At 60.1% G+C, this 25,341-nt stretch carries 20 protein-coding genes, 1 tRNA gene and 1 pseudogene; 8 read left to right on the top strand and 14 right to left on the bottom strand.

What is annotated here, in order from left to right; translation table 11 throughout:
• Positions 1-12: 12 nt before the first annotated feature.
• The gene (gene tesB / locus EV130_RS19325) at positions 13-897 is read right to left on the bottom strand and encodes an acyl-CoA thioesterase II (protein WP_074062840.1); all 885 of its coding nucleotides are present in this window, start codon (positions 895-897) and stop codon (positions 13-15) included.
• Positions 898-981: 84 nt separating this feature from the next.
• Here tesB and EV130_RS19320 point away from each other — a divergent pair, with 84 nt between their 5' ends.
• Complete coding sequence (locus EV130_RS19320) at positions 982-2,196, top strand: ubiquinone biosynthesis hydroxylase (RefSeq protein WP_074062841.1); 1,215 nt, start codon at positions 982-984, stop codon at positions 2,194-2,196.
• On the opposite strand, the gene EV130_RS19315 is transcribed toward EV130_RS19320, so the two are convergent.
• From EV130_RS19315 to EV130_RS19300, 4 genes are all read right to left on the bottom strand, one after another.
• On the bottom strand, positions 2,193-2,381 hold the full coding sequence (locus tag EV130_RS19315; protein ID WP_039846422.1) for a Trm112 family protein: 189 nt from the start codon (positions 2,379-2,381) through the stop codon (positions 2,193-2,195). The two genes, EV130_RS19320 and EV130_RS19315, sit on opposite strands and share 4 nt — an antisense overlap.
• Positions 2,382-2,391: 10 nt before the next feature.
• Positions 2,392-3,075: an LON peptidase substrate-binding domain-containing protein gene (locus EV130_RS19310; RefSeq protein ID WP_074062842.1), complete on the bottom strand. Its 684-nt coding sequence runs from the start codon at positions 3,073-3,075 to the stop codon at positions 2,392-2,394.
• Positions 3,076-3,179: 104 nt separating this feature from the next.
• Complete coding sequence (gene trxA / locus EV130_RS19305) at positions 3,180-4,151, bottom strand: thioredoxin (RefSeq protein WP_074062843.1); 972 nt, start codon at positions 4,149-4,151, stop codon at positions 3,180-3,182.
• Between the two features lie 54 nt (positions 4,152-4,205).
• The gene (locus EV130_RS19300; RefSeq protein WP_074062844.1) at positions 4,206-4,715 is read right to left on the bottom strand and encodes a prolyl-tRNA synthetase associated domain-containing protein; all 510 of its coding nucleotides are present in this window, start codon (positions 4,713-4,715) and stop codon (positions 4,206-4,208) included.
• A 250-nt stretch (positions 4,716-4,965) separates the two neighbouring features.
• On the opposite strand from EV130_RS19300, the gene EV130_RS19295 reads away from it, so the two are divergent.
• A tRNA-Gly gene (locus tag EV130_RS19295) sits at positions 4,966-5,040 on the top strand.
• Positions 5,041-5,227: 187 nt separating this feature from the next.
• Complete coding sequence (locus EV130_RS19290) at positions 5,228-6,559, top strand: glucoamylase family protein (protein WP_074062845.1); 1,332 nt, start codon at positions 5,228-5,230, stop codon at positions 6,557-6,559.
• Here the strand turns inward: EV130_RS19290 and EV130_RS19285 are convergent.
• From EV130_RS19285 to hglS, 7 genes and pseudogenes are all read right to left on the bottom strand, one after another.
• Positions 6,556-7,596, bottom strand: coding sequence for an ABC transporter ATP-binding protein (locus EV130_RS19285; RefSeq protein WP_074062846.1), 1,041 nt, complete (start codon positions 7,594-7,596; stop codon positions 6,556-6,558). The two genes, EV130_RS19290 and EV130_RS19285, sit on opposite strands and share 4 nt — an antisense overlap.
• Positions 7,593-9,308 (bottom strand): annotated as a pseudogene (locus EV130_RS19280) (ABC transporter permease). Before EV130_RS19280 ends, EV130_RS19285 begins: the two are co-directional and overlap by 4 nt.
• 20 nt (positions 9,309-9,328) lie before the next feature.
• Positions 9,329-10,345 (bottom strand): iron ABC transporter substrate-binding protein, encoded by a 1,017-nt coding sequence (locus EV130_RS19275; protein WP_074062848.1) that lies wholly within the window; start codon positions 10,343-10,345, stop codon positions 9,329-9,331.
• 137 nt (positions 10,346-10,482) lie between these two features.
• Positions 10,483-11,472: an Ldh family oxidoreductase gene (locus tag EV130_RS19270; RefSeq protein WP_074062849.1), complete on the bottom strand. Its 990-nt coding sequence runs from the start codon at positions 11,470-11,472 to the stop codon at positions 10,483-10,485.
• 81 nt (positions 11,473-11,553) lie between these two features.
• Complete coding sequence (amaB, locus tag EV130_RS19265) at positions 11,554-13,092, bottom strand: L-piperidine-6-carboxylate dehydrogenase (RefSeq protein ID WP_132661104.1); 1,539 nt, start codon at positions 13,090-13,092, stop codon at positions 11,554-11,556.
• Positions 13,093-13,135: 43 nt separating this feature from the next.
• Positions 13,136-14,419: an NAD(P)/FAD-dependent oxidoreductase gene (locus tag EV130_RS19260; RefSeq protein WP_074063373.1), complete on the bottom strand. Its 1,284-nt coding sequence runs from the start codon at positions 14,417-14,419 to the stop codon at positions 13,136-13,138.
• Positions 14,420-14,485: 66 nt separating this feature from the next.
• On the bottom strand, positions 14,486-15,898 hold the full coding sequence (gene hglS, locus EV130_RS19255) for a 2-oxoadipate dioxygenase/decarboxylase HglS (RefSeq protein WP_074062851.1): 1,413 nt from the start codon (positions 15,896-15,898) through the stop codon (positions 14,486-14,488).
• Positions 15,899-16,005: 107 nt separating this feature from the next.
• Between hglS and EV130_RS19250 the strand changes: the two genes are divergently transcribed.
• From EV130_RS19250 to EV130_RS19240, 3 genes are all read left to right on the top strand, one after another.
• Positions 16,006-16,899, top strand: a complete 894-nt coding sequence (locus tag EV130_RS19250; RefSeq protein ID WP_074062852.1) for a LysR family transcriptional regulator — start codon at positions 16,006-16,008, stop codon at positions 16,897-16,899.
• 72 nt (positions 16,900-16,971) lie between these two features.
• Positions 16,972-17,208, top strand: a complete 237-nt coding sequence (locus EV130_RS19245; protein ID WP_016556708.1) for an Lrp/AsnC ligand binding domain-containing protein — start codon at positions 16,972-16,974, stop codon at positions 17,206-17,208.
• Positions 17,209-17,329: 121 nt separating this feature from the next.
• The gene (locus tag EV130_RS19240; RefSeq protein ID WP_074062853.1) at positions 17,330-18,496 is read left to right on the top strand and encodes a glycosyltransferase family 4 protein; all 1,167 of its coding nucleotides are present in this window, start codon (positions 17,330-17,332) and stop codon (positions 18,494-18,496) included.
• Here EV130_RS19240 and EV130_RS19235 read toward each other — a convergent pair.
• The gene (locus tag EV130_RS19235; protein WP_074062854.1) at positions 18,472-19,350 is read right to left on the bottom strand and encodes a glycosyltransferase family 2 protein; all 879 of its coding nucleotides are present in this window, start codon (positions 19,348-19,350) and stop codon (positions 18,472-18,474) included. The two genes, EV130_RS19240 and EV130_RS19235, sit on opposite strands and share 25 nt — an antisense overlap.
• A gap of 161 nt (positions 19,351-19,511) precedes the next feature.
• On the opposite strand from EV130_RS19235, the gene EV130_RS19230 reads away from it, so the two are divergent.
• Positions 19,512-21,026 carry a lipopolysaccharide biosynthesis protein gene (locus tag EV130_RS19230; RefSeq protein WP_132661101.1) on the top strand — a complete coding sequence of 505 codons (1,515 nt, stop codon included), beginning with the start codon at positions 19,512-19,514 and terminating at the stop codon, positions 21,024-21,026.
• A gap of 12 nt (positions 21,027-21,038) precedes the next feature.
• The gene (locus EV130_RS19225; RefSeq protein ID WP_081377152.1) at positions 21,039-22,898 is read left to right on the top strand and encodes a serine aminopeptidase domain-containing protein; all 1,860 of its coding nucleotides are present in this window, start codon (positions 21,039-21,041) and stop codon (positions 22,896-22,898) included.
• Here EV130_RS19225 and EV130_RS19220 read toward each other — a convergent pair.
• The gene (locus tag EV130_RS19220; RefSeq protein ID WP_074062857.1) at positions 22,861-25,329 is read right to left on the bottom strand and encodes a beta-mannosidase; all 2,469 of its coding nucleotides are present in this window, start codon (positions 25,327-25,329) and stop codon (positions 22,861-22,863) included. The two genes, EV130_RS19225 and EV130_RS19220, sit on opposite strands and share 38 nt — an antisense overlap.
• Between the last annotated feature and the right edge of the window lie 12 nt (positions 25,330-25,341).

Here is a 25,341-nt window from a genome sequence, read left to right as displayed (position 1 = left end):
ATTGCACATTTTTTATTCATTTGCCTTTTTCCGAATCAGACCTTCCTGCGCGACTGACGCAATCAGAACACCCGACCGGGTAAAAAGGCTACCGCGCGTGAGACCGCGCGCACCGCAAGCCGATGGGCTGTCTTGTGTGTAAAGCAGCCAATCCTCAAGTTTGTCAGGCCGATGAAACCACATGGAATGGTCAAGGCTCGCAACCTGCAGGCTCTGGTCGAAGATCGACGTCCCATGGGCGTAGAGCGAGGTATCGAGCAACGTCATGTCGGAGAGATAGGCAAGCACGGCAGCTTGATAGTGCCGACTGTCCGGGACCGGTCCTGTCGCCCGTACCCACACGTCCTGGCGCGGGTCGAGTTTCTTGTCGGAAAGGTAGTGTGTCAGCGAAACCGGCCGGATTTCGATCGGCCGTTCGCGCTCCCAGTATTTGCGCACAGCCGCCGGCGCATGCGCGAGATACTGCTCCTTGATCTGCTGTTCGCCCAGCAGTGTTTCCGGCATGAGAACATCGGGCATTGCGAGCTGATGATCAAAACCCGGCTCCTCGATCTGGAAGGAGCACGAGAGCGCAAAAATCGCCTTGCCGTGCTGGATTGCCACCACCCGGCGCGTGTTGAAGCTCGATCCGTCACGGATGCGCTCCACCTGATAGACGATCGGTACGGAGGGATCGCCTGGCCGCATAAAATAAGCATGCAGCGAGTGAACGAAGCGCTCTGCCTCGATCGTCCGCTGGGCAGCCATCAATGCCTGACCGATCACCTGTCCGCCAAAGACGCGCTGCCAGCCGACCTGCGGACTGCGGCCGCGAAAGATATCGACCTCGATCGGCTCGAGATCAAGCGTCGCGAGCAGCGTTTCCATGGCTGTGGGTTTGGCCGCGTCGTCCATCATTTGTTCAGCTCCCAACGGTAGGAAGTGGGGATGCGATGATCTATATAGATCATCAAAGTAATCACAAGGCGCGGAGAGCGGGCGATGCAGGACATGCTGGTTGTTGGCGCAGGTTACGTCGGCCTTTCCGCGGCGGTCGCGGTCAAGCAGGCGGCGCCCCACCTCGATGTCGCGGTCGTTGAAGCGGCGCCTGAGCATGTATGGCAGAAGGATATGCGCGCCTCGGCAATCATCGCCGCGGCAACGAAGATGCTGGAGGTCTTCGGCATCTGGGAGGAAATTCAACCCGAAGCCCAGCCGATCACCAAGATGATCGTGACCGATTCGAGGACAGCCGATCCGGTCCGCCCGGTTTTCCTCACCTTCGATGGTGAAGTGGAAGATGGCCGCCCTTTTGCGCACATGATCCCGAACGCCGTCCTGGTCCGGGCGTTGCGCGGCGTCTGTGATCGTCTCGGCATCGAAATCCGGCATGGACTGAGCGCCACCGGCCTGAAGACAGAAGAAAACCGGATCTCTGTGACGTTGTCCGATGCCAGCACACTTCAATCACGCTTGCTCGTCGCCTGCGATGGCGTTCGCTCGAAACTCCGCGATCTGGCGGGCATCAAGACGGTCAGCTGGGATTACGGTCAGTCCGGCATCGTGGTGACCGTCGAGCACGAGCGGCCGCACAATGGCTGCGCCGAAGAGCATTTCCTGCCTTCCGGCCCCTTTGCGATCCTGCCGCTCACCAACAACCGGTCCTCCCTTGTCTGGACCGAGCGGGCACACGATGCCGACCGGCTTGTTGCCGGCGACGACCTGATTTTCGAAGAGGAACTGGAGCGCCGTTTCGGCCACAAGCTCGGCGCGCTCAAGGTGATTGGCGAAAGGCGCGCCTTCCCGCTCGGCCTCACGCTCGCCCGGGCTTTCGTGGCGCCACGCTTTGCACTTGCAGGCGATGCAGCACACGGCATTCACCCGATTTCCGGCCAAGGCCTCAATCTCGGCTTCAAAGACGTGGCAGCATTGGCGGAAACGATCGTCGAGGCCGACCGGCTCGGGCTCGATATCGGCTCGATCAATATACTCGAGCGTTACCAGACTTGGCGCCGCTTCGATACTTTCCGCATGGGGGTGACGACCGACGTGCTGAACCGGCTGTTTTCCAATGACATGATGCCGTTACGCATTGCCCGCGACGTCGGCCTCGGAATCGTCGACCGGCTGCCGGGCCTCAAATCCTTCTTCATCGGGCAGGCGGCCGGGACCGCGGCCAGGAACAATCCACGACTTCTGGCAGGCGAGACGATCTAATCGTCGAGCCGCCGCGCCTCTGACACCAGCATGATCGGGATGCCGTCACGGATCGGATAGGCAAGGCGCGCCTTTTCCGAGACGAGTTCGTTGTGCTCGCGGTCATAGCGCAGCGTGCCCTTGGTCAGCGGACAAACAAGCAGCTCAAGCAGTTTCGGATCAACACGACTTAGTTTTTCGTCCATATCCGATGAATTACTGCAAAACCGTATCGGAGTCACCGAAGACCCGCGCAAGCACGATTTCAGTGATAGCGATCAGGGTTTCCGCCCTGGTTTTGAGATCGGGAGCCTCCAGCAGCGCCTGCTTTTCTGCAGGGCCAAAGGGCGACATCATCGCAAGCGAATTCACGAGCGTCAGATTGCTGGCGCGCTCTACGCTTTCCCAATCAGCTTCCAGCTTGTTCGCGTCGAGATAGGCCCTGAAAGCGGAGAGCAAAGCGCCACGATCGACGGCATCTTCCTCGTCGCGTGCAGAGAGATCGGAAATGAAGGGAGCGATGCGGAAGCTTCTGAACGGCTCATGCGTCATTTTCTCGCCAAGCAGGCGGAAACGGCAGACACCCGTCAGCGAAACGATATAGCGCCCGTCGCCTGTTTCGGCGAAAGAGGTGATCCGGCCGATGCAGCCGACGGGCGCAAGTTGAGGTTCGCTGCCTTTGTTGCCCGAAGTCGAATCGTTGTCGCCGAGCGCCGGCTGGACCATGCCGATCAGCCGGTTGCCAGCCAACGCAGCGTCAAACATCGCGAGATAACGCGGTTCGAAAATGTTCAACGGAAGCTGTCCCGTAGGCAGAAGAAGAGCGCCGGTCAGAGGAAAGACGGCGATCGAATCTGGCAGATCGCCGGGCTTTAAATATCTTGCGTTCCCGACTTGCATCAAAACTTGTCCCACACCCAAGCGACAGGAGCGAAAAGCTGCTCCCTGTCCTGCCCCTGAAATGTGGTGCCCTTGCCCAAAAACGCAAGGGCAAGGCCTTAAAGTTACGAGAAGAGCATCGCCGACAGCTTGCGCCGCGCCGACAGCGTTGCCGGATCCTTGAAGCCCCAGACTTCGAAGAACTGCAGGAGTTGGCGGCGTGCGCCGTCGTCATCGAAGGTCCGGTCCTTGCGCATGATATGGAGCAGATGCTCGGCCGCCTCGTCGCGCTTGCCCTCGACATTCAGGATCTTGGCAAGCTTCATGCGCGCGTCGTGGTTATCAGGGTCGAGCGCAAGGTCGTGTTCGAGGGCGATCGGATCACCGAGCTTGCGGGCTTCTTCGATCTGATCGAGCTTCGTAATGACGGCCTGAATGCCGGCGTCCTTGGCAAGCTCGTCCGGCAGATCGGTCAGCGTTTCGCGAGCGCGCTGATGCTGGTTGGCGGCAATCAGGCATTGGGCCATCCCGGCAATCGCCTTGGCATTTTCCGGATCGGCTTGCATAACCGCGCCGTAGAGTTGCGCGGCGCCATTAACGTCACCCGCGGCCAGAAGTCCCGCGGCCTCCTCGAGAACCGCTTCGATCTCCGCGGCCTGGTCGGCACCGGCAGGACCGGCAATGCGGTCGATGAACTGGCGAATCTGGCTTTCCGGCACGGCACCCATGAAACCGTCGGCCGGGCGGCCGCCGACGAAAGCGATCACAGCGGGAATCGACTGGATGCCAAGCTGGCCTGCAATCGACGGATGATCGTCGATATTCATCTTCACGAGCTTCACGCGGCCTTGCGCTTCATTGACCACCTTTTCGAGGACTGGCGTCAATTGTTTGCATGGACCGCACCAAGGCGCCCAGAAATCGACAAGCACCGGCTGGTTGCGCGATTCCTCGATGACGTCCTTCGTGAACGTGGCGGTTGTCGTATCCCTGATATGTCCGCCGCCGGCCGCCGGCTGCGGCGCCGAACCGAAGGTCGCTGTTGCCGACATCTGACTGCCGAAGGAATTGCTGTAAGAATTGTCGCTACCGCTCATTGGTATCTCCCGCCATGCCGGTTGCCCGGCTTTTTCTAGCGCTAAAATCGTATGTCAGGCCGTCACTTTCAAGACAAGCGGCTTATGGCCGGTCGCTTCCATGAAGCGGATGAGATCTGCGCTTGCAATCGATGTCGTCGCATCGTTTGACAACGGATGGCAATTGACGACCTCCTCCTTCATCAAGTCTGCATCGAGAACGAAGGTCACGTTGTTGCCCGTGTCGTTGATGGCGCCAAAGGCGGTGACCGCGCCGGGGATCACGCCAAGATATTCGATCAGCTTTTCCGGCTTGCCAAACGAAACCTTGCTGGCGGCGCCGATCAGCGCATGCACTGTCTTGAGATCGACTACGGCATGCTCCTCGACCGTCAGCAGGAAGAACTGATCCTTCTTATCTTTCACGAAAAGGTTTTTTGTATGCCCGCCGGGAATAGCATCGCGCAGCGACACCGATTCGGCCACGGTGAAGACTGGAGCATGCTCATGCGTGCTGTGTGCGATGCCGAGCCCATCGAGGAAGGCGAAAAGATCGTTCTTGTTTTTCGGCCTGGCTTCGGTCATCGCGGCGTCCGTCCTGGAAAGAATAAGGTGCCCCTGATTAAGTCGGAGGGACGTGTTTTGCAATCTTCCGGATCGACGCTTTTTCCTGAATTTGCGGCAGTTTGAAAAGGAGCTTCTGACGGCGTGGAATTTTTCTTGGCCTTTGGGTGATTTCCCTGTTGCATTTGAAAATCGATTGGGCCATATAGCGCCCGTCGCCGCAAGGTGGCAGCCCACGGTCCACCAACTACCCCGGACCGATGCGGATTGAGCGGGTGTAGCTCAGGGGTAGAGCACAACCTTGCCAAGGTTGGGGTCGAGGGTTCAAATCCCTTCGCCCGCTCCAATTTTCAAACATATCAAAACCTTATGATAAACCGCCGTGAGGCGGTTTAATGGTTTAACGCCATGTCCGCACGCCGCGTCGCCAAAACGGCCGGGCGCAGCCATTTGCCGCATTAGCTGAAAAAAGTTTGATTTGCGCGCAACGCATCGCCATGTTGAGCGCGGGCGGGCAACGTTTGGTTTGATGTATGCTGCAACGAATTGACGACACGGATGCCGCGCTGATCGACAGGCTGCAGAAATCCGCATTCGACTATTTTCTGAAATATACCAATCTTGAAAACGGCCTGGTCGCGGATACGTCAGTGCCCGGAGTTCCTTGCAGCATCGCTGCCGTCGGCTTTGCGATTTCGAGCTACGCGGTCGCTGCCGAGCGGGGATGGATGACGCGGGCGGAAGCGGCAGGCAGGTCGGTCACGACGCTGCGTTTCTTTGCCAGGAGCCATCAGGGACGCGAACGCCACGCGACCGGCTATCGCGGCTTCTATTACCACTTCCTGCATATGGATACCGGCCACCGGGCCTGGAACAGCGAACTCTCGACAATCGACACGACCTTGCTGGTCGCCGGCATGCTGACGGCTGCGGCCTATTTCGATCGGGCCGATGCGGTGGAGACTGAAATCCGCGAACTCGCGAAATTCATCTATGAGCGCATCGACTGGCATTGGGCGTTGAACAAGGGGCAGACCGTCAGCATGGGCTGGAAGCCGGGCAGTGGCTTTCTGCGCTGGCGCTGGCAAGGATATGACGAGGCGCTCCTGCTTTATATATTGGCGCTTGCTTCGCCGACCCATCCGATCCCGCCATCAAGCTACGATGCCTTCGTCTCAAGCTATTCCTGGATGCTCTTCGGCAAAACGCCCTATCTCTATGCTGGCCCGTTCTTCATTCACCTCTTCCCGCATGCCTGGATCGACTTCCGCGGGATCCAGGATCGAGAGATGGCCGCCCGCGACTGGGACTATTTCTGCAACACACAAGTTTCGATCGCCGTGCAGCGCGATTATGCCGAACGCAACCCCGGACACTTCGTTGGCTACCATAAGGATGTCTGGGGACTTTCGGCCACCGACGGCCCGCCACCGACGCGCAACATGCGCAGCGGCCGCCGGCCGAAGGTGCTGGGTTACGCCGCCCGTGGTGCACCGCTTGGCCCGGATGACGGGACAATAGCGCCCTGGGCGGCGGTTGCGGCATTGCCCTACGACCGGCAGGCGTCGCTGGATGGCCTGAAGGCGCTGCTCACCGCCTATCCCGATCTGCTCTGTGAAGGCCGCTTTCCAGGCGGCTTCAACCCGACGGTGAAGACTGCCCGGCCTGAAGGTTGGGTTGACGATCGATGCGTCGCGATCGACCAGGGATTGCTGGTGATGACGATCGAAAACGATCGGTCGGAATTCATCTGGCAATTGATGCGGCAGTCGCCGGTCATTCGTCTCGGCCTTGAACGGGCCGGTTTTACGGGCGGCTGGCTGGAGCGGGCGGAAACGGACAGGGTTTCGCGAAAGACCGCTTAACGGCGGCCGAAGACATGCGCCTTGCCGGCGATATCAAGGCGAACACGATCGCCGCGTTCGGGCAAAGCCACGCTGGATGTCTTGATCAAGATCGGCGGCAGCGCCACGCCTTCCAGAGACACCGCCACGGTGCAGGTCGCGCCGCCGAACTCGACCTCGACGACACGACCACCATGGGCAGGTTCGCTTTTATCGGCAACGACGCGGATCTGCTCCGGCCGCAGCATGATCTCGGCCTTGCCTTGATGGCTGCCTTCCACCGCAACACGGCCGAGCGCGCAATCGGCAAAGCCATCGCGGATGATCGCCGGAAGCATCACCGCATCACCCAGAAAGAGTGCGGTCTCGCGGTCCTTCGGCTGCAGGTAGAGGGATTGCGGTGAACCCGCTTGGATCAGCTTTCCTTCCCTGAGCACCGCGACCTGATCGGCAAAGGAGAGGGCCTCTGCCTGATCGTGGGTGACGAGAATCGTCGTGATGTCCGCCGCCTGCAGCACACGCGCGACAGCCTTGCGCATGTGTTCGCGAAGGCCGGTATCGAGTGCGGAGAAGGGTTCGTCGAGCAGCATGAGGCGCGGCTTGCGGCCGAGGGCTCTTGCCAGAGCCACGCGCTGCTGCTGGCCGCCCGAAAGCTGGTGGGGACGGCGCGTCAGCATGTTGCGGTCGAGCTCGACCATATCCAGTAGTTCGACGATCCGTTTTCCGCGATCGGGAGCGCTTCGCTCGAAACCGAAGCCGATATTGTCGGCAACGCTCAGATGCGGGAAAAGCGCCCCGTCTTGCGAGACGATGCCGATGCCGCGCTTGTGCGCGGGAACGGTTGTCGAGCCATCCGCGAGCACTTCACCGTTGAGGACGACCTGCCCTTCATCCGGCCGCTCGAAGCCGGAGACGATGCGCAGCAAAGTCGTTTTGCCCGAACCCGAGGGGCCGACGACTGCGGTGCGGCTTCCGGCGGCAACGCTCAGCGTCACCTTGTCCAGGGCTGTCACTTGGCCATAGCGCTTGCTGACAGACTGGATCGTAAGCAGGGTCATTGGCCGGCGGTCCGTTTCGATTGGGCATAAAGAAGAAGGGTCAGCGGCAGCGACAGCACGATCATCATCACCGCATAGGGAGCGGCCGACACATAGTCGATTTCGCTGGTCAGAGACCAGAATTTCGTTGCCAGCGTTTCAACGCCGTTCGGCGACAACATCAGCGTTGCCGTCAGTTCGTTGGTAATGCCAAGCGCCGACAGCGCAATGCTTGCAGCAAAGCCCGGGGCAGCAAGGCGCATGGTAATCTGGCGCACGGCCTGCGATGGCGTGCGCCCCAGGCACATGGCAGCCCGTTCCAGCTCGACAGGTGCTTGTGCGATGCTGGCACGAAGTCCGACCATCGCACGCGGCAGGAAAAGCAGGACATAGGCAACGATGAGGGTCGCAAAAGTCTGGTAGAGCGGCAGCGCCAGCCGCACGGTGATCGTCACCAAGGCAAGCGCCACGACGACGCCCGGAAGCGAGCCGACATAATAGTGGCAGCCTTCGAGCAAGCGCTGGAACCGCCCCGGGGCGCGGACCGAAAGCCAGGCCATGGGCGCGGCCGCGATCGTCGTCAGCACGCCGCCTGCGACGGCAAGGACGATCGTCTGAACGAACGCATTTCCGACCGCATCCAGCCGCCAGATCTCGCCGCCGCCGAGATAGAGCCAGCGGCCGAGCGTCATCAGCGGGACACCGAGCGTCAGCACCGCAAGCGTGCCCGGCAGCAGAATGGCAGGTACGACAAACCAGCCGAGACGACGGCGATCGGCGGGACGTGCGGAACCGGATCCGACGCGGGCGTAGCGCTCGTTGCCGCGCAGCAGGATTTCTAGGCCAAGCAGGAAAAGACAAAAAGCGACCAGCACACCGCCGAGCATATTGGCCGCAGGGCTGTTATAGGCCGACTGGAACTGATCGACGATCGCGGTCGAAAAGGTGTCGAAGCGGATCATCACGTAAAGCCCGTATTCCGACAGGAGATGCAGCCCGATCAAGAGCGAGCCTCCACAGATCGCAAGCCGCAACTGCGGCAGGATCGTGCGGAAGAAGACGCGCCAGGGATTTAGTCCAAGTGACGCAGCAGCGTCCTCGATCGCCGGATCGAGGCGGCGAAGAGCAGCAGCGACCGGCAGATAGAGAAAAGGATAATAGGCGAGCACGGAAACAAAGACGCCGCTCTGCAGGCCGCGCATGCCGGGAACGAGGCTCACCCAGGCATAGCTGTGCACGAAGGCTGGAACGGCAAGCGGCGCAACGGCAAGCCAGGACCAGAACCGCGGAAACGGGACATCGGTCCGCTCCGTCAGCCAGGCGAGCGTCACGGCAAGAGCAATCGACAGGGGAATGGTGAGCGCCTCGAGGAAGATCGTGTTGACGAGCAGTTCGCCGACACGGGGCCGGAAGACCAGCTCCTTGACCGTCTGCCAGCCGACATTGACGGTCATCCAACCGATGAAGCCAAGCGGCACGAGGCTCAAAATTGCGATAAGCGTTGCAAAGACGACGACGGAGGCGTGCGGCATGCGCCCGCGCAGGAAACCTGTCCCGCTGACTGGCGCTCCATTGCCGGGCGCGAGCCCGCAAACAAGCGATCTGTTGTCTTGCAGCAAGGCCGACGCCTTTGATACGCTGGAAAAGGAAGGCAACCGTCCCTTTTTGAAGCGGTTGCCGGAATGGTCATGCCGTAAGGTTTTCTTGAGCCAAAAGCAATAGTTTTGACTCAATGGGCCTGCGGCAGGAAGGCTCAGATCAGCCCCGCCGCCGTCATCAGCTCGACGACTTTCTTGCTGTCAAGCTCCGAAGCCTCAACCTTCGGCGCATTCAGATCGGCAAGCGGGACGAGCTTGTCGTTCGACTGGCCGCTGACTGCGTATTCGTAGGACGTGCCGTTCTTCAAGATGTCCTGCCCGGCTTTGCCGGCGACGAACTTCAAGAACGCCTGGGCTTCCTTCATATGCTGCGTCGACTTCAGGATGCCGCCGCCCGATACGCTGACGAACGCGCCCGGGTCCTGGTTCTTGAAGTAATGCAGGCCGACATTCTTGCTGTTTTCGCCAGTCTTCGCCTGATCGCCGAACCAATAGTAATGATAGATGAGCGCGCCTTCGACTTCGCCGGCATTGACAGCCTTCATGGCAATGCTGTTGCCCTTGTAAGGCGTTGCGTTTTCCTTCATCGCCTTCAACCATTGAACCGTTGCTTCTTCGCCCTTCAGCTGCAGCAGCGCACCGACGATCGCTTGGAAATCGGCACCGGCAGGCGACGCGCCCCAACGGCCCTTCCAGGCCGGATCGGCGAGATCGAGCATCGACTTCGGCAGCTTGTCTTCGGTAAGCTTGGTCTTGTCATAGACAAACACCGTCGAGCGGGCGGCGATCCCGGTCCACATGCCATCGGCCGGACGGTACTGCGCCGGGACCAGATCAAGCGTTTCCTTGTCGACTGGGGCAAAAAGGCCCGCGGAATCGACGAGCGCCATCGCCGGAGAGTTCTCGGTCAGGAAGACGTCGGCCGGGGAAGCGTCGCCTTCCTGGACGATCTGGTTGGCGAACTGCATATCGCTGCCTTGGCGCATCGTGACCTTAATGCCGGTCTGCTTGGTGAAGGCATCGATCCATTCGCGGCCGAGGCTTTCGTGCTGAGCGTTATAGACGACGATACCATCGGATTCCTGCGCATGCGCGCTGGATGCCAGCGCCGTCGCAGCAAGAACAGAGGCGGCCAAAGCAAGCGCGGAAAAGCGCGCAAGAGAAATTTTCATGATGCTCTCCATGGCGGTGTCACCCAAAGTCCCGGGTGATGCGCGCCCGGTATATTTTTCTTGATTTCGGGTTTCAAGTTTCGCCTTGCCGCCGGCCTTCACAAATACTTGAACCCATCCATCAACTCTAGAATGTCCTATATGGCCAGAATGGCGTCGATCACGTCATCCTCGACTTCGATGCCATGCTCCAGCGCGTATTTTCGAGCGCTCTGACCACGGCGACCGGGCAGGCGCACGCCGGGATCGGAAGAAATTTGAGCGGCAAGCTCGCCCAGACGCGATACCGCGAAGCTTCCACCGCTGGCTTCGGGATTGATGACGATCAAGGTCTGCCCAAGGCCGGGCGCTGTTCCTTTGTCATCGAACAAAGACGTGGATTCAAAGGAAAAATTGGCACCCGCAAGCGGTGCTGCGAGAATTTCGACCATCATGGCAAGGGCAGCACCCTTGGCCTCGCCGGACGGCACCATGGTGCCCTCCAGAGCGGCAACCGCATCGGTTGTCGGCTGGCCGTCACGATCAAGGGCCCAATCCGACGGGATCGATGCTCCCTTTTGCCGGGCGGCCATGATCTTGCCACGCGCAACGCGCGACAATGCAAGGTCGATGACAATCGGATCGTCTCCGGGAACGGGCGCTGCAAAGGCAATGGGATTGGTGCCGAAGACGGGCTTGCGTCCGCCCCAGGCAGCCATTGAAGCCGTGGCATTCGCAACCATCAGCGCCACGAGGCCAGCTTCGGCAAACCGTTCGACGGTCAGCGCAAGTACACCTGCATGATGCGAGCGGCGGATGGCGGCAAGCCCAATGCCCTGTTTGCGCGCCGTCTCCGACAGCAACGGCACGGCGAGATCGAAAGCCGGATAAGCATAGCCGTGGCAGGCGTCGATCTGGATGATGGACGGAAAGGGCTGGAAAACGACCGGCTTGGCTATTCCGTCGACCTTTCCGGACCTTGCCTGGGCCGCATAGGCCAGGACGCGGCGCAGCCCGTGGCCACCCTGTCCTGCGGCTTCTGCGGCAACCAGCGCACGCGCGACGGAGCGCGCATTGCCCTCCTCTACTCCGCTTCGCTTCAACGCGTCGATGACCAGCGCTTCGGCTGCGGCAAGTGTCATGTGCATGGAGAAAAAACCTTGGGCAAAAAAAGAAGGGACGATGACGGTGTTACGTCATCGTCCCTTCAGATTCAACGCGGCTCTCGATCACTCGACGTCGAACTTGACACCTTGGGCGAGCGGCAGCGTCTTGCCGTAGTTGATCGTGTTCGTCGCGCGGCGCATGTAGGCCTTCCAGGCATCCGAGCCGGATTCGCGGCCACCCCCAGTTTCCTTTTCGCCGCCGAAAGCACCGCCGATTTCGGCGCCCGACGGGCCGAGATTGACGTTGGCGATGCCGCAATCCGAACCGCGGGCGGAAACGAAGGTTTCGGCTTCACGCATGTCATTGGTGAAGATCGAGGAGGAGAGGCCCTGCGGCACGGCATTGTGCAGGTCCAGCACGTCGTCGAAATCGGTGTACTTCATGACATATAGGATCGGTGCGAAGGTCTCGTGTTCGACAGGACCGGTCTGAGACGGCATCAAGACAAGCGCCGGACGCACATAGAAGGCTTCGGCAGCCCCGTTTTCGACGCGCTCGCCGCCCGTGACCTTGCCGCCAGCCGACCTTGCCTCGGACAGAGCCGACTGCATCTTCTCGAAGGCCGCTTTGTCGATCAGCGGACCGACAAGCGTCCCGTTTTCCAGGGGATTGCCGATCGGGACCGATTGATAGGCTTTCTGCAGGCGAGGCACGAGTTTGTCGTAGATGCTTTCGTGCACGAAGAGACGGCGAAGCGTCGTGCAGCGCTGGCCGGCGGTTCCCATCGACGAAAAGGCAACGCCGCGCAGGGTCAGATCGAGATCGGCTGTCGGGCAGATGATGGCGGCATTGTTGCCGCCGAGTTCAAGGATAGCACGGGCAAAGCGCTGCGACAGGCGCGGGCCGACGGCGCGACCCATGGCCGTGGAGCCGGTGGCGGAAATCAGCGGTACCTTCGGGTGATCGACGAGGACCTCACCGACATCGCGGCCGCCAATCAGCAGCGTCGAAAGGTTCGCCGGTGCCTGCCCGCCTTCGGCGACGAAGCGCTTCAGAGCCTTTTCGAACAGCGCCTGTACGGCAAGTGCCGTCAGCGGCGTTTTTTCCGACGGCTTCCAAACGGTGGAATTGCCGCAGACGAGGGCAAGCGCTGCATTCCACGACCAGACCGCGACCGGGAAGTTGAAGGCCGAAATGATGCCGACCACGCCGAGCGGATGCCAGCTTTCCATCATGCGGTGCTCGGAGCGCTCTGTTGCAATCGTCAGGCCGTAGAGCTGGCGTGAAAGGCCGACTGCGAAGTCGCAGATGTCGATCATTTCCTGGACTTCGCCGAGACCTTCGGACGTGATCTTGCCGACCTCGACGGAAACGAGACGGCCGAGCGCCGGCTTTGCCGCGCGAAGCTCCTCGCCAAGCAAGCGGACGAGTTCGCCGCGCTTGGGCGCAGGGACTGCGCGCCATTCAGCAAATGCCTTGTGCGCTTCGTCGATCGCCTTTTTGGCATCAGCGACGGAATGTTCCTTGAGCAGGCCGATTTCCCTGCCGGTGATCGGCGAAGCGACGCGCAGCGAGCCGCCGGTATAGCGGGCCGCGTCGACACCAAGTTCGGAAAGCAGTTTCTGCGTCTCGGCTGCGAGATCGAGCGTAGCGATGGTCATTGTCGTGTTTCCAACTTTCTTGTTCTTGATTGCGAGCTTCTACTCAAAAGCGCGCGTCGGCGAAGTGAGCGACCTGGGCGCCGGCTTCGTACCACATTTCCCTGAGCGCGCGGAAACCGGGTTTGCGCAGGTCCGTGACCGGCAAGGGCAGGTCCGCTTCCGCGATCCTGCCCAATATATGCTGTGCCAGCGTGCGGCCGAAGACCGTACCAGGCGCAATGCCCCGGCCATTATAGCCGGAGAAGCCAACGGCATTCGGCGCGAACTTGTGAAAGCGCGGCAGCGCATTGTCGGTCATGCCGATCTTGCCGTACCATTCATATTCGAATTCGACGTCGCCGATCTGCGGAAAGAGCCTCTTCAGCGATCGTTTCGCCCAGCCTTTGTGAACTGCAGCGCCGGTATTGCGCAGCGCTCCGACACTGCCGAAGATCAGGCGCCCGGCATGATCCATCCGGAATGAGGACAGGATTTCCCGCGTATCCCAACAGCCCTCGCGACCGGGCAGAAGTGATTTGCGCAGATTGTCGCTGAGCGGCGCCGTCGCGAAATTGAAGTAGGGAAGATGCACTTGCTCGCCACGGACCTGTTCCCATGGCCCGGTGCTATAAGCATCCGTCGCGACGATAATCCAGTCAGCGGTCACTTGGCCGCTGTCAGTCTTCACCGTCCATCGGCTGCCGTTTCGCTCGGTTGCGATGACAGGGCTCGACGTATGAATCGAAACGCCCGCCTTGATACCCGCATGCGCCAGACCTCGAGCATAAGCGAGCGGCTGCAGTGTTCCCGCACGCATATCGAGCAGCGATCCGGCATAGGCACTGCTGCCAACGCGACGGGCGGTTTCTGCGGCATCGAGCAGCATCACCTTCGCCCCGCGCGCGGACCACTGCGCAGCACGCGCCTTAATTTCCCTCAACCCGTGCGCACCGACGGCGCAATGCAGCGTACCGTTCTTTTCAAGCTCGCAGGCGATGTCGTGCTTTTCGATCAACTCCATGACAAGGCGAGGCGCCTCGCCCAGCATATCGAGCAGGCGATCGCCGTAGATCTCACCGAGAACGCCAGGCAGATCGTCCGGCATCACCCACATGCCGGCATTGATCAGTCCGACATTGCGGCCAGCCCCACCAAAACCGATCTCCTTGGCCTCCAACAGCACGACCTTCGAACCGGCCTCGGCAAGATGAAGACCGGACGACAGCCCGGTGTAGCCGCCGCCGACAATCACCACATCGGCCGACGCCATGCCGTGAAGAGCCGATGTCTCGGGCGGCAGCGGTGCGGTCCTTTCCCAGAGCCCGTGGGAGCGGGGATCATTCAGCATGGCCAGTCCATTCAAAGCAATCGCGGCAGGCACTCTAGCGCCGTCCACGGCATTGCGGAAGCAGTCTCAGTCAACGGTTTTCAACGCCAGGCCGACGATCCCCAGCGTCTTCATCGCGAAGTCGAAAGAAGACGACTGGCGCTCGGCATAGAGCTTCAGGTCGTCCTGCACGGCCGCGCCCAACGCTTCTTCGAAAACTGTTCGGTTGGAGCGCGTGGCATAGTTCTCCTGCTGATCGCTACCGAGATTGGATTGAAAGATGCCTGCCGCGCTGACTGGTAAGAAATCCTCATAGACCAGCGGATCGAAAGCGAGATAGCGCTTGGCGATCAACAACTCCAGATCGGGCGGCAACTCGCCCTCGGCGGCAGCCGCGATGCCGGCAGGCGTGGCTGAATAGTGAAAGAAGGCAAGTTCATCCCGGCGCAGCGCATCCCAACTGTCGGGCAACGATTTGAAGCGCTCCGCAAGCTCGCAATCATAATCATTTGCCTTGGTTCCCGCAGCGCCGACCTGCACCTCGCTGCGCACAGAGGCAAGCAGCCGGTCGTAGAGTGCGCGCCCCTTTTTTGTCAGCGCAACGCCGCGCTGCTCGATCTCGCCGAAGCGGGCCGTATGGGTGCCCAGCGTCTTGCCCGCTTCATCTGCAAAGGCGATCGGCTCCTCCAGCGCCTTGAAACTTGTCTGGCGCAGCAGGATATCGCAGTCGCGCCGTGGCGGACCTTCGATGATGGCCTTCGGCGTGATGCCGCGCTCCGGCATGCGCCGCTGCACCTCGTCGATATCAAGCGTACGCGGCGTCAGATGGTTGATATGGGGGCCCTTGAAGCTGACCACATCGGCAATCAGGCGATGGGCATCGTGCAGACGCCTGTAGGTTGGTGCACTGACTGTTGCTTCGCCATGCCAGCGGAAGGTTTCGAGCGCCTCGGCGACGAATTCGGTGGCTTCTGCCTCCGTCAGGCCGCCATTCTGCTCATGGCGCTCGATCAAGGCAATGGCGCGCGACGTATAGATTTGCCGCTTGGCCAGAATGGTCTGCGCCTCGGCGCGAAGTCCCCGGTCGTCGATCAATTCGAGCCGGAGCAGCGAGGTAAAGACGCGGAACGGATTGACGTTGAGCGCTGCCTGATCGACCGGCCGGAAACAGGTGGAGTGCACCGGCACGCCCGCAACTGAAAGATCGTAGTAACCCACCGCCTGCATGCCCATGACGGCGAACAGACGGCGGATGGTGAACAGCTCATCAGCCGTGCCGAGGCGGATTGCCCCATGGCGCTCGACATCGATGCGATCGAGTTCGCCGGCGCGGTCCAGCCGCTCGCGCAATTTGGGGTTCCTTGCCAAGACTCCCGCATTCACGTCGGCCACAAGCTCGATCAGCGTGCCGTATTGCGGCACCTCCGTGCGATACATCTGAGACATCGCTTCGGTGAAGAGCGAACGGATACAGTCGGTGGAAACGAAGGTACTCGGCATCAGAACTCCGGGTCATTCCGATTTTGCAGGATAGAGCTCTTTACAAAGGCTCCTGCGGCGTGAATATCGACGTTTTGGAAACAGATCATTCTCAATTGGAATGAACCATGCTGCCCTCGCGACGATTTCTGCCGTCGATCTCATTGCTTGCCGCCTTCGAGGCCGTTGCCCGAACCGGCAGTGTGACGGCGGCAGCACGCGAGCTCGACCTTACCCAGAGCGCTGTCAGCCGCCAGATCAAGGCTCTTGAAGAACAGCTTGGCGCTGAACTTTTTCTTCGCGAACGCCAGACGGTGCGCCTCACGCTTGCGGGCGACAGCTACGCCCGCGAGATCCGCGAAGCACTTCGCCGAATTTCCAGCGCTTCGCTGAACCTGCGCGCTAATCCACATGGGGGAACGCTGAACCTCGCCATCCTGCCGACCTTCGGCACCCGCTGGCTGGCACCGCGCCTCGACCGGTTCCTGAGCCAGAATCCAGGCGTTACGATCAATCTCGTCACCCGGCTCTCCTCCTTCGATTTCCGGCTCGATTCCATCGACGCGGCTATTCACTTCGGCCATCCGCATTGGCCGGGAGCGGAATTGACCTTCCTGATGTCCGAAAAAACCGTTGCAGCCTGCAGCCCCGCCTTCCTGAGGCAGCACGCCATCACCAAACCTGAGGACCTGCTGGATGTACCCCTATTGCATCTGACGACCCGCCCTGATGCATGGGAGCGATGGTTTGCCGATAACAGAGTCGCCTTCCAGAACGTACACGGCATGTTGGTCGACCAGTTTGCGACGGCGGCCCAGGCAGCGATCACCGGCCTCGGCGTCGGGCTGCTGCCGACATTTCTCATTCAGGACGAGCTGAAGCGCGGTGATCTTGTCGCGGCGATCGGCCGGGAAATGGAAAGCAGCGAAAGTTATTATCTCGCCTGTCCTTTCGAGCGCGCCGACTATGCGCCGCTTTCAGCCTTTCGCGGCTGGATCACCGCAGAAGCAAAAGCAGGATGACGGAACGGCTTGCATCGGAAGAGCGCTTTCGAGCATTATGCGCCCCATCAGAATTTTTCGCAGGAAACGCCCATGAAACCCATTTTCGTCCAGCTCCAATGCGCGCCCGGCAAGACCTACGAGGTTGCCGACGCGATCTACCAGACCGAACGCGTCTCGGAGCTTTATTCGACGAGCGGCGATTACGACCTGCTTCTCAAGGTCTATATCGAGGAGGGCCAGGACATCGGCAAGTTCATCAATGACAACATTGCCAATATTCCGGGCATTGTTCGCTCGCTGACGACGCTGACCTTCAAGGCCTTCTGACCGATAGGATTAACCTTCTTCCGCAACAATCTATCCGCCGGTCTTTTCCGTAAACCGCGTTTTAACGCCATCCATTATCTGGTCAAAGCCGAGTTGCGGCCGTGTGGCCGGAAGGTGAACGATGTCAGCAGTGGAAACAGAGACCGTCACGTCGGTGCCGCAGGCAGGTGTTGTGCCACTGATCGTGCATGTCGTGCGCCAGTTCTTGCCCAATCGCGGCGGGCTCGAAGACGTTGTCGCCAATCTTGCCTACCAGACGATCAAGTACGGCTACCGCGTCCGCGTCATAACGCTCGATTCGCTCTTCACGTCGCGGGACAACAAACTGCCCGCTCATGAGACGATCGACGGCATCGAGGTGGTCCGCATCCCCTGGTCAGGCAGCCGGCGCTATCCGATCGCGCCGCAAGTCTTTCGCCACCTGGGGGACGCGGCCGTCATTCACGTGCACGCGATCGACTTCTTCTTCGATGCATTGGCCCTGGGACGCTTCCTGCATGGCAAGCCGATGATCGTGACCACTCACGGCGGCTTCTTCCACACTCGAAACTATGCCGCGATCAAGAAGCTTTGGTTCCAGACCCTGACACGCATGTCGGCAACGGCCTACACGCGCATCGTCGGCTGCAGCCTGTCGGATCTGCAGCAGTTTCGCAAGATATCGCCAGGAACGAGCATCCTGATCGAAAACGGCGTGGACATCGGCAAATTCGCCGACAGCGCATCCCACCAACCCCAGCGCCGCATCATTACCATCGGCCGCTTTTCCATCAACAAGCGCCTGGATCATCTGCTGGATGTCATGGTCGTCCTGAAAGCACGCAATCGGGAATGGCACCTCGACATCGTCGGGTCTGAATCCGACCTCAGGGAAGCAGACCTGCGGCGGGAAATCCAGGCACGCGGGCTCGAAACGACCGTGACGCTGACTGTTTCGCCGGACAACGATTCGATTGCACGCCTTATTGGCAGAACGTCGATTTTCGCTTCCGCCTCTGAATATGAAGGCTTCGGACTTGTCGCCCTTGAAGCCATGAGTGCCGGCCTTCTGCCGGTACTCAACGCAAATGCAGCCTATTGCGGTCTGGCCGCAAAACATCCGTTGCTCCGCCTTGCCGACTTTTCCGATCCGCAAGCCTCGGCCGATATTCTCGAATCGGCCTATCTTGCCCTTCCAGCTGATCCGGCAGGCATTCGCCTGACGCTGATGCAGGAAGCCGGCCGGTATTCGTGGCAAACGGTGGCGGGGCGCTATTTCAGCGTCTACGATTCAATCCTGAGCGACTGATCAATGCCGTTCCATTTCGGCCAAGCCTTGTACCCTTCGACGATCCCTTTGAGCCATGCTCGCTTGAACGCCGCTTCATCCGCATTGCAGCGGAAGCAGGCGACAAGCCAGCCGATCGCCGGGCGTGCAACTCTGTAGGTTACGTAGGGCAAGGAGAAATCGTGCTTGCGCAGCAGCGCACCGAAACCGCGGCCGTATTTTCGGGCCCGTTCGATCTGCTGGGTGCCGATCACGCTCACGACCTGATCATGATGGACGATGAGCTGCGGGAAATACGCGAGTTTTTGGCCAGCCCCGACGAAACGCAGCAGGAGATCGGCCTCCTCTGCGCTTTGAAACGGCGATGCCGACCCGACGCCCAGATTCTCGTCGAAGCCGCCGATTGAAGAAAGCGCTTCGCGACGAACGAAGATGCCGTTCGAATTGCCGCAACTCAGATAATTCCTGCGGGATATCTCTACGCTGCGATCCCCTGTCGGGCTAACGGAGGGGTTGCCGTCCGCATCAAGCGTTCGCCCCGTTACGATCGAAAGGGCGGGGTTTTCTCGAAAGAGCCGCGCTGCGGTTTCCAAAGTAGCCGGCTCGTACCAGCAGTCGTCGTCCGGAAAGCACACATAGCTTCCCGACGCTTTCGCAATTCCGTTGTTGCGCGCATGAGAAAGCCCGCGCCCGGAGCGGAGATGGCGAATGGGAAAGGAGGAAGCGAAGCGTTCCACCAGATCGATCAGCCGGCCATCTCCATTCTGATCAACCAGAATGATTTCAAAGGTCTTCAGCGTCTGCCTTGCCAATGATTGAAAGAGACGCTCGAGTTGATCGAAACGATCAACGGTACAGACAATGAGACTGAACAATCGATACCCCTGAAGGCAGAAAGCCGGCAATTCTCGGCGATTCTCATGATGACCACCGGTGCGACGTTTAACTGGACTTTAAGCGGCAAATATTAAGGTATCTGAAATAGACACTTCATTATGCGCTGTGGTCTCCGGGAAAAGGAAAAGCGGTAGTATTCATGGCGAAGAGCATAATGGCAAACTCGGCGCTCAATGCGGCAGCAGGCCTGACACTGCTTGCGACGGGTTTTGCATGTTCGATCATTGCCGCGCGCCTGCTCGGCCCGGAAGCGAACGGGATAATCGCATTTTCCCTGTGGCTGGTAACGACCGGAGCGCTTGTCGCAGAACTAGGCACTGGCGTCATGCTTCTGCGCATCCTGCCGCAACTGCGGGCCCAGGGCAGATCCTACGAAGAACGCCGCAGCTTTGCAGCCTATCTCGTACGGCCAACGATCGTTGCGTCGCTGCTGGTGCTCGCCGTTTATTTCCTCGTCTACTTCGAAGCCGAGCAGCTTCATTGGGCCGTCGGGACCCCGGCCGTGATTGTCATCACCGGCGTCCTCTTCCTTTTCCAGTCGATCGGCGCTTACACGAAGAACTATCTCATCGGGGAGCAGAACCTTTCGCCTTATTTTCGGCTGACGATCGCAAGCTCCATCCTGCAGGTCGTCATCGTGCTTGCAGGTGCGCTGCTTTATGGCGTCAGCGGCGCCTTGGCCGGTTATGCAGCCGGTCAGTTCCTGATGTTCCTCTTTACCCTCAGGATTGCCTCGGTCCGCGCAAGCTCATGTGGTATCGGCGTGAATTATCTTGCAAGCTCTTCATTCATTCTGTCCTTGGAATACGCAAACACATCGATCTTCCTAAACCGCATCGAGCTCTTCTTCCTTCAGAAGGACTTTGGCGTGGAGGCGGTCGGCTATTACGCCGTCGGTTTGTCGCTGGCCAATCTCGCGCTGCAGCTTCCCGTCCAACTGAGCGGTAGCCTTATCCCCTATTATTCGGAAAAGATTCATTCCAATCCCAACGGCAAACTCCCTGCAAGCATCTTTGAAGGGGTGGTTCGGAGCATTGCCTACATCACGCTGCCAATGAGCTTCGGTCTTGCCGCCATCGCCAAGCCGCTCGTCGTTGCCATCTTCGGTCAGCCCTTCGCGCCGGCCGGCGGCACGGTTGCCATCTTGGCGCTGACGGCCATACCTTACGTCTTCACGCAGATCTGCACGCAATATCTTTATTCCGTCAATCGAATCGGCGAACGGCTGATGATTGCAGGCATAGCCAGTCTTGTACTCGCCGTGGGTTGCTTTGCCGCCGTACCCTGGTTCGGCGGAGAAGGCGCTGCGGCAATTCGTTTTCTGGCATTTACGGTCATGTGCACGTTGATGGTCGCGCGGATCGACCTCGACGGCCCGATCTACCAAATATCGGTTCCAATTCTGCGCATCGCCGCTGCTGCGGCCCTTTGCGGGGCGACAGCATATGGAGCGATCCATTTCGTTCCAGGAATTGGCGGTCTTGCTGTCGCGGTTGTCGCAGCAGCGGGCGCCTATGGGATCGCCCTGCGCCTGCTGAACGCTGTTCCGGCTGCCGACATTGCGGTGATGGAACAGATCGTAGATCGCCTGCCGAAGATGGCGCATCCACTAGCATTTCATGCGCTGGCGCTGCTCACGCCGCGCAGAGCATGACGAGGAATGGAAATGAGCACGGGGCTGGATACCAACAAAAGCAAGACAACTCGAAAGGCTGCCGCAGCGGCCGAGCCGGTGACTTTTGCCGGCACGATCGGCCTTTTCGCACCTGCCAGCCAAGCCCTACGCAAATCCACGGCCGTTCTGTTTGTCAGTCCCTGGGGATTTGAGGAAATGTGCACCCGCAAGTTCTTCCGTGTCCTGGCGGAAGAACTTGCCGAAGCGGGTGTGGCAAGCCTGCGCTTCGATTACGCGGGAACCGGAGACGCGCTGGAGGTAGCCGACCACAGCCGCGGCCTAGCCGTCTGGCTCGAAACGGCAGAACAGGCTGCAGCGCAGCTGAAATCGCTTTCCGGCTGTGACAGCATCATACTTGTGAGCCAAAGTCTCGGCAGCACGATTGCGGTCGATCTGGCACAAAGGCTGGGTGGCGTCGAGGGCATTGCACTGATGGCGCCGGCAATCTCCGGCCGGCTCTACCTGCGTGAACTCTCCGTTTGGTCGAAGATGATCGACGACGGAATGGGCGTTGCCGAAAGCCAGCGCGAAACACAGGGCGTATGGATCGCCGGCCTTCGTATGTCGGACGAAATCGCCGCGGAGGTTCGCAAGATAAACCTCATGGAGCTTTCGAAGCTTGCTGCAGCAAACTGCCTGGTGCTCACACGTCCGAATCGTTCGGCCGACGAAGATTTTGCCGCCCATGTCAAAGACCTGCATCCGGACACGCAGGAAGCTGTCTACCGCGGCTATGACGAACTCGTCTTCAATCCGACGATCGCAACGATACCGGTAGAGACCGGCAATTGCATCGTCGAATGGGTGAAATCGATTTCCACGCCCAAGATGGAAACGCCAACGCCAAGGCAGCGCCCGACTGCGGCACCGCTTAAGACCAGCGAGTTCACCGAGGTGCCGCTGCGGTTTGGAAAGGCTGGAGAACTCTACGGCATTCTTTGCCAGCCCACGGCTGCGCGTCGTGGTGCAACCGCAATCATCCTGACGACGGCTTACGACCGGAACGCGGGCTGGGGCCGTACATCCGTAAAAATGGCACGCGCGCTTGCCCGCGACGGCATTCCCTCGCTGCGCTTCGACAATGCTAATGTCGCAGATAGCCCTCCCACGCCGGGCGCGCCAGAGCAGGTGCTCTATTCCAGGCGACAGAACGAAGAGATCACGGCGGCCTTCGATCTTCTGGAATCATCCAAGCTTCTGCCTGCCGTGCTTGTCGGCCGCTGCAGCGGCGGTTACCTCGCTTTCCAGGGCAGTCTCTGGGATGAACGCTCCAGCGGCTTGATTGCCGCCAATCCCTATGTCTTTCACTGGTCCGGCAAGCTCACGGTCGACGCATCGCTTCGCCACGTGCCGCGTTCGCTCGAAACATACCGCCTTAAGCTGCTGCAGTTCGAGACCCTAAAGCGGTTGTTGCGTGGCGAAATCGATGTCCCGCGGGCAATCAAAAATTTCATCACCTCGCTCATGCGACGAGCGATCCGGCTAAGCCGTCCGATGCTGGATTTCGCGCCGTTCCGCTCCGAGGAGCGTACTGCAATTCTCGATCTCTTCCAGTCCCTGAACGCCCGCAAGGTCGAGGTGTCGCTGATCTATACCGCCCATGATACCGGTCTTGAGCAGTTCAACGATCATTTTGGCAAGAATGGCTCATATCTGAAACGCTACGGCAATGTCAGGCTCAACATCATCCCGGAAGCCGATCACAATCTTACACAGGCGCATGCCCAGTCCTTCTACCTTCAGGAAGTCCGCTCCGTATCGCTGAAGATCGGAACGCGCCAGGCAATACCGCGTGAGGACCGCAGCCAAGCAGTCAAATCGCCAAGATACGCGAACCTCCCAACGTCCTGATTTCACCTGAGGGCGCCTTCCCCTGCGTCGCGCCTGCAAGGGCATGCAATCTGACGCGCTTTTGCGAACCTGGCGCCAGATGGAACCAGTCGTCGGCTGCACGGTAATTTGGGACCTCGACGTGAACGGACTGTGCAAAGCGATCGGCCTGCAACTCAAGGGTCCAGTTGTCGCCATCTTCTACCACCTTCCCATCGATCGTGGCATCGTGAAACGCCTTCGACCGTCCGAGGGGGAAATGGAATGCTTCGGCAAGCATGCCGCCATCGGCTGAGCGCAGCCGCGCAACGGTTACGTTATGGGAGGGCGGACCGAAACGGAAAGCATAGGTCGTGTCGAAAAAGGCACCGAAGAGCTCGGTCGCGGCGAGCTTTTCCTTGGATCGTGGTGCAAGTATCAGTGCTTGGCTGCCGCCGACGGCTCTCTGCTTGCCATCTCGCAGGCAGAGGACTTCAAGCTCAACCGGCAGGCTTTCGCCGGTTTCGTTGATGAGATGCACGTCGAGGCCATTCGTGCCCTCGTCCGTCAGCAGCACTTGAATCGGGCGGAAAGCGCGGCGCATGGCATACCACACCGGTTTTGGCTCCCCGGTGGAATCGACAACGCCCCAACCTGGACCAGGCAGAATATCCTGGAGCGTCCAGACAAGAGCACCGGTGCAGGCTGACCCCTTGCGCCGCCATTCGGCGTAGGTTTCCATCAGAACCTCGCCTGTCACGGCGCGGGACAAATCGAGGTAGCGCTCCGGGTCTTGGCGGCGCAGCGCCGCTGGGTCGACGTTATAAAGTTGCTCCAGATAGAAGTCGCGAACATCCTCGAAATCCCATGAGGCGCCGCGATCGCGTGGAACACGTGCCTTCCACTGCGGACTATGGACGGCCGGAACATCCAGATGCCGCTGCAACGTTTTTTGTTGCGGTGCATGGGCGAAGGCCAGGGTTTCTGCGGCAAACCGGACGTCGGCGCGGCGAGCATCCTCCAGCGGGCGCATATAGGCACCAATGCCGTAATAATGGGTAACGCCGGCATTTGGCGAGAACGGCATGGCCCCACCGTTAGGGGAGTTCGGCACGTAGGGCACGTCGGGGCGCATACGCTCTGCGATCGCCGGGATGACATCCTCCGTCAGCGGTCCGCGCCAGAATTCCTGCGGCAACCCAAGCATCGCCGCCTGTTGATAAATCTCGCTTCCGCCGCAAAGAACCGCCAGCGAAGGAGAAGCCTGAACTCCATGGATGAAGCCCTCGACTTCGGCATGAACGTGGCCCGTGAAGGCCTTGTCGCTTCGCGGATAGTCGAAATTGGCGAACATGAAGTCCTGCCAGACAAGAATGCCGAGTTCATCGCAAAGCCCGAAGAACTCTGGCGTCTCGTAAGCCATCGTGCCGCCGATGCGGATCATGTTCATGCCGGCGCCGGCAGCAAGGCGCAAATAGGGCTCGTAGTCCGCTCGGACACCCGGCAGGCGAACGATATCGGCCGTCGTCCAGACAGCACCGCGGCAAAAGACGGGCTCACCATTCACTCGAAGGCCGAACCCGTTGCCATCGGCGCCACGATCGATTTCGATCCGCCGGAAGCCGGTCTTTCCGAGCGAATATTCTGTGCCGTGCGAAATGAGCGTCAGCTCGTAAAGATGCGGGGTCCCGTGCGTATGCGGCCACCAGGGCGTGACCTCCGGCAGCTTGAGGATCGCCGAATAATGATTTCCGCCGATCTTCTCAAAGCCTTGCTCCACCTCCCCGCAGCGAAGCAGCATCTCGGGATTTTCGGCATCGGCGTGCAGCGAAACACTGAGGCGGCCGACCCCATTTTCCAGCACAGCGCGGATCGAGACATTGTCGATCGACATCATGTTGCGGCGAACAAGCGTAATCGGCCGCCACGGCCCGACAGCGTGAATTTCCGGGCACCAGCCAGGCATGTGCCCAAGCAGCGTCGTACGAAAGTTCCTCAGTCCCTGCGGCGCGATCATCTGAGGACGCCACCGGGCGCGGGCCCCGGGCTCGCTCAGGCGGGGACCGAGGGCACGGAAACAAAGGACCAGATCATCGCCGCCCATAAGCGTGACGGGGATTTCATGCGCCGTGAACATGCTCTCGGAAGAGAGGATTTCCTGCCCATTCAGAAAGACGTGGCAGAGCGTCGCAAGTCCACCGAAACGAAGTATGGCATCGCCTGGCTGGGCGTCGAAGAGCCGGCAGACGTACCAGGCATCCTTAGTATTCAGCGGCTCCGGATTTTCGCGATCGAAGAGACCGGCGCGCTCCAAAGCGTCAGCCACAGTGCCGGGAACAGGTGCGGCAATAAACCTCGAAGACGGTGGGATGTCATGCGGCGTCAACCAAGCTCCCGGTTCCGTCAGGACCAGGTTCCAGCCTTCGCAAAGCAGGGTCTCTTCCGCGCCGACGCTCGCCAACCGCCCCCCCATGCTCACCCCCCG

The sequence above is a fragment of the Rhizobium azibense genome, assembly GCF_004342325.1.
Taxonomy (GTDB): domain Bacteria; phylum Pseudomonadota; class Alphaproteobacteria; order Rhizobiales; family Rhizobiaceae; genus Rhizobium; species Rhizobium etli_B.
The sequence above is the reverse complement of the archived record's forward strand: the minus strand, read 5'-3'. Positions and strand labels throughout refer to the sequence as shown.

Bases quoted from the DNA above. Each gene is read 5' to 3' on its own strand.
- tesB (WP_074062840.1), bottom strand. From the start codon at position 897: ATGATGGACGACGCGGCCAAACCCACAGCCATGGAAACGCTGCTCGCG.
- EV130_RS19320 (WP_074062841.1), top strand. From the start codon at position 982: ATGCAGGACATGCTGGTTGTTGGCGCAGGTTACGTCGGCCTTTCCGCG.
- EV130_RS19315 (WP_039846422.1), bottom strand. From the start codon at position 2,381: ATGGACGAAAAACTAAGTCGTGTTGATCCGAAACTGCTTGAGCTGCTT.
- EV130_RS19310 (WP_074062842.1), bottom strand. From the start codon at position 3,075: ATGCAAGTCGGGAACGCAAGATATTTAAAGCCCGGCGATCTGCCAGAT.
- trxA (WP_074062843.1), bottom strand. From the start codon at position 4,151: ATGAGCGGTAGCGACAATTCTTACAGCAATTCCTTCGGCAGTCAGATG.
- EV130_RS19300 (WP_074062844.1), bottom strand. From the start codon at position 4,715: ATGACCGAAGCCAGGCCGAAAAACAAGAACGATCTTTTCGCCTTCCTC.
- EV130_RS19290 (WP_074062845.1), top strand. From the start codon at position 5,228: ATGCTGCAACGAATTGACGACACGGATGCCGCGCTGATCGACAGGCTG.
- EV130_RS19285 (WP_074062846.1), bottom strand. From the start codon at position 7,596: ATGACCCTGCTTACGATCCAGTCTGTCAGCAAGCGCTATGGCCAAGTG.
- EV130_RS19275 (WP_074062848.1), bottom strand. From the start codon at position 10,345: ATGAAAATTTCTCTTGCGCGCTTTTCCGCGCTTGCTTTGGCCGCCTCT.
- EV130_RS19270 (WP_074062849.1), bottom strand. From the start codon at position 11,472: ATGCACATGACACTTGCCGCAGCCGAAGCGCTGGTCATCGACGCGTTG.
- amaB (WP_132661104.1), bottom strand. From the start codon at position 13,092: ATGACCATCGCTACGCTCGATCTCGCAGCCGAGACGCAGAAACTGCTT.
- EV130_RS19260 (WP_074063373.1), bottom strand. From the start codon at position 14,419: ATGCTGAATGATCCCCGCTCCCACGGGCTCTGGGAAAGGACCGCACCG.
- hglS (WP_074062851.1), bottom strand. From the start codon at position 15,898: ATGCCGAGTACCTTCGTTTCCACCGACTGTATCCGTTCGCTCTTCACC.
- EV130_RS19250 (WP_074062852.1), top strand. From the start codon at position 16,006: ATGCTGCCCTCGCGACGATTTCTGCCGTCGATCTCATTGCTTGCCGCC.
- EV130_RS19245 (WP_016556708.1), top strand. From the start codon at position 16,972: ATGAAACCCATTTTCGTCCAGCTCCAATGCGCGCCCGGCAAGACCTAC.
- EV130_RS19240 (WP_074062853.1), top strand. From the start codon at position 17,330: ATGTCAGCAGTGGAAACAGAGACCGTCACGTCGGTGCCGCAGGCAGGT.
- EV130_RS19230 (WP_132661101.1), top strand. From the start codon at position 19,512: ATGGCGAAGAGCATAATGGCAAACTCGGCGCTCAATGCGGCAGCAGGC.
- EV130_RS19225 (WP_081377152.1), top strand. From the start codon at position 21,039: ATGAGCACGGGGCTGGATACCAACAAAAGCAAGACAACTCGAAAGGCT.
- EV130_RS19220 (WP_074062857.1), bottom strand. From the start codon at position 25,329: ATGGGGGGGCGGTTGGCGAGCGTCGGCGCGGAAGAGACCCTGCTTTGC.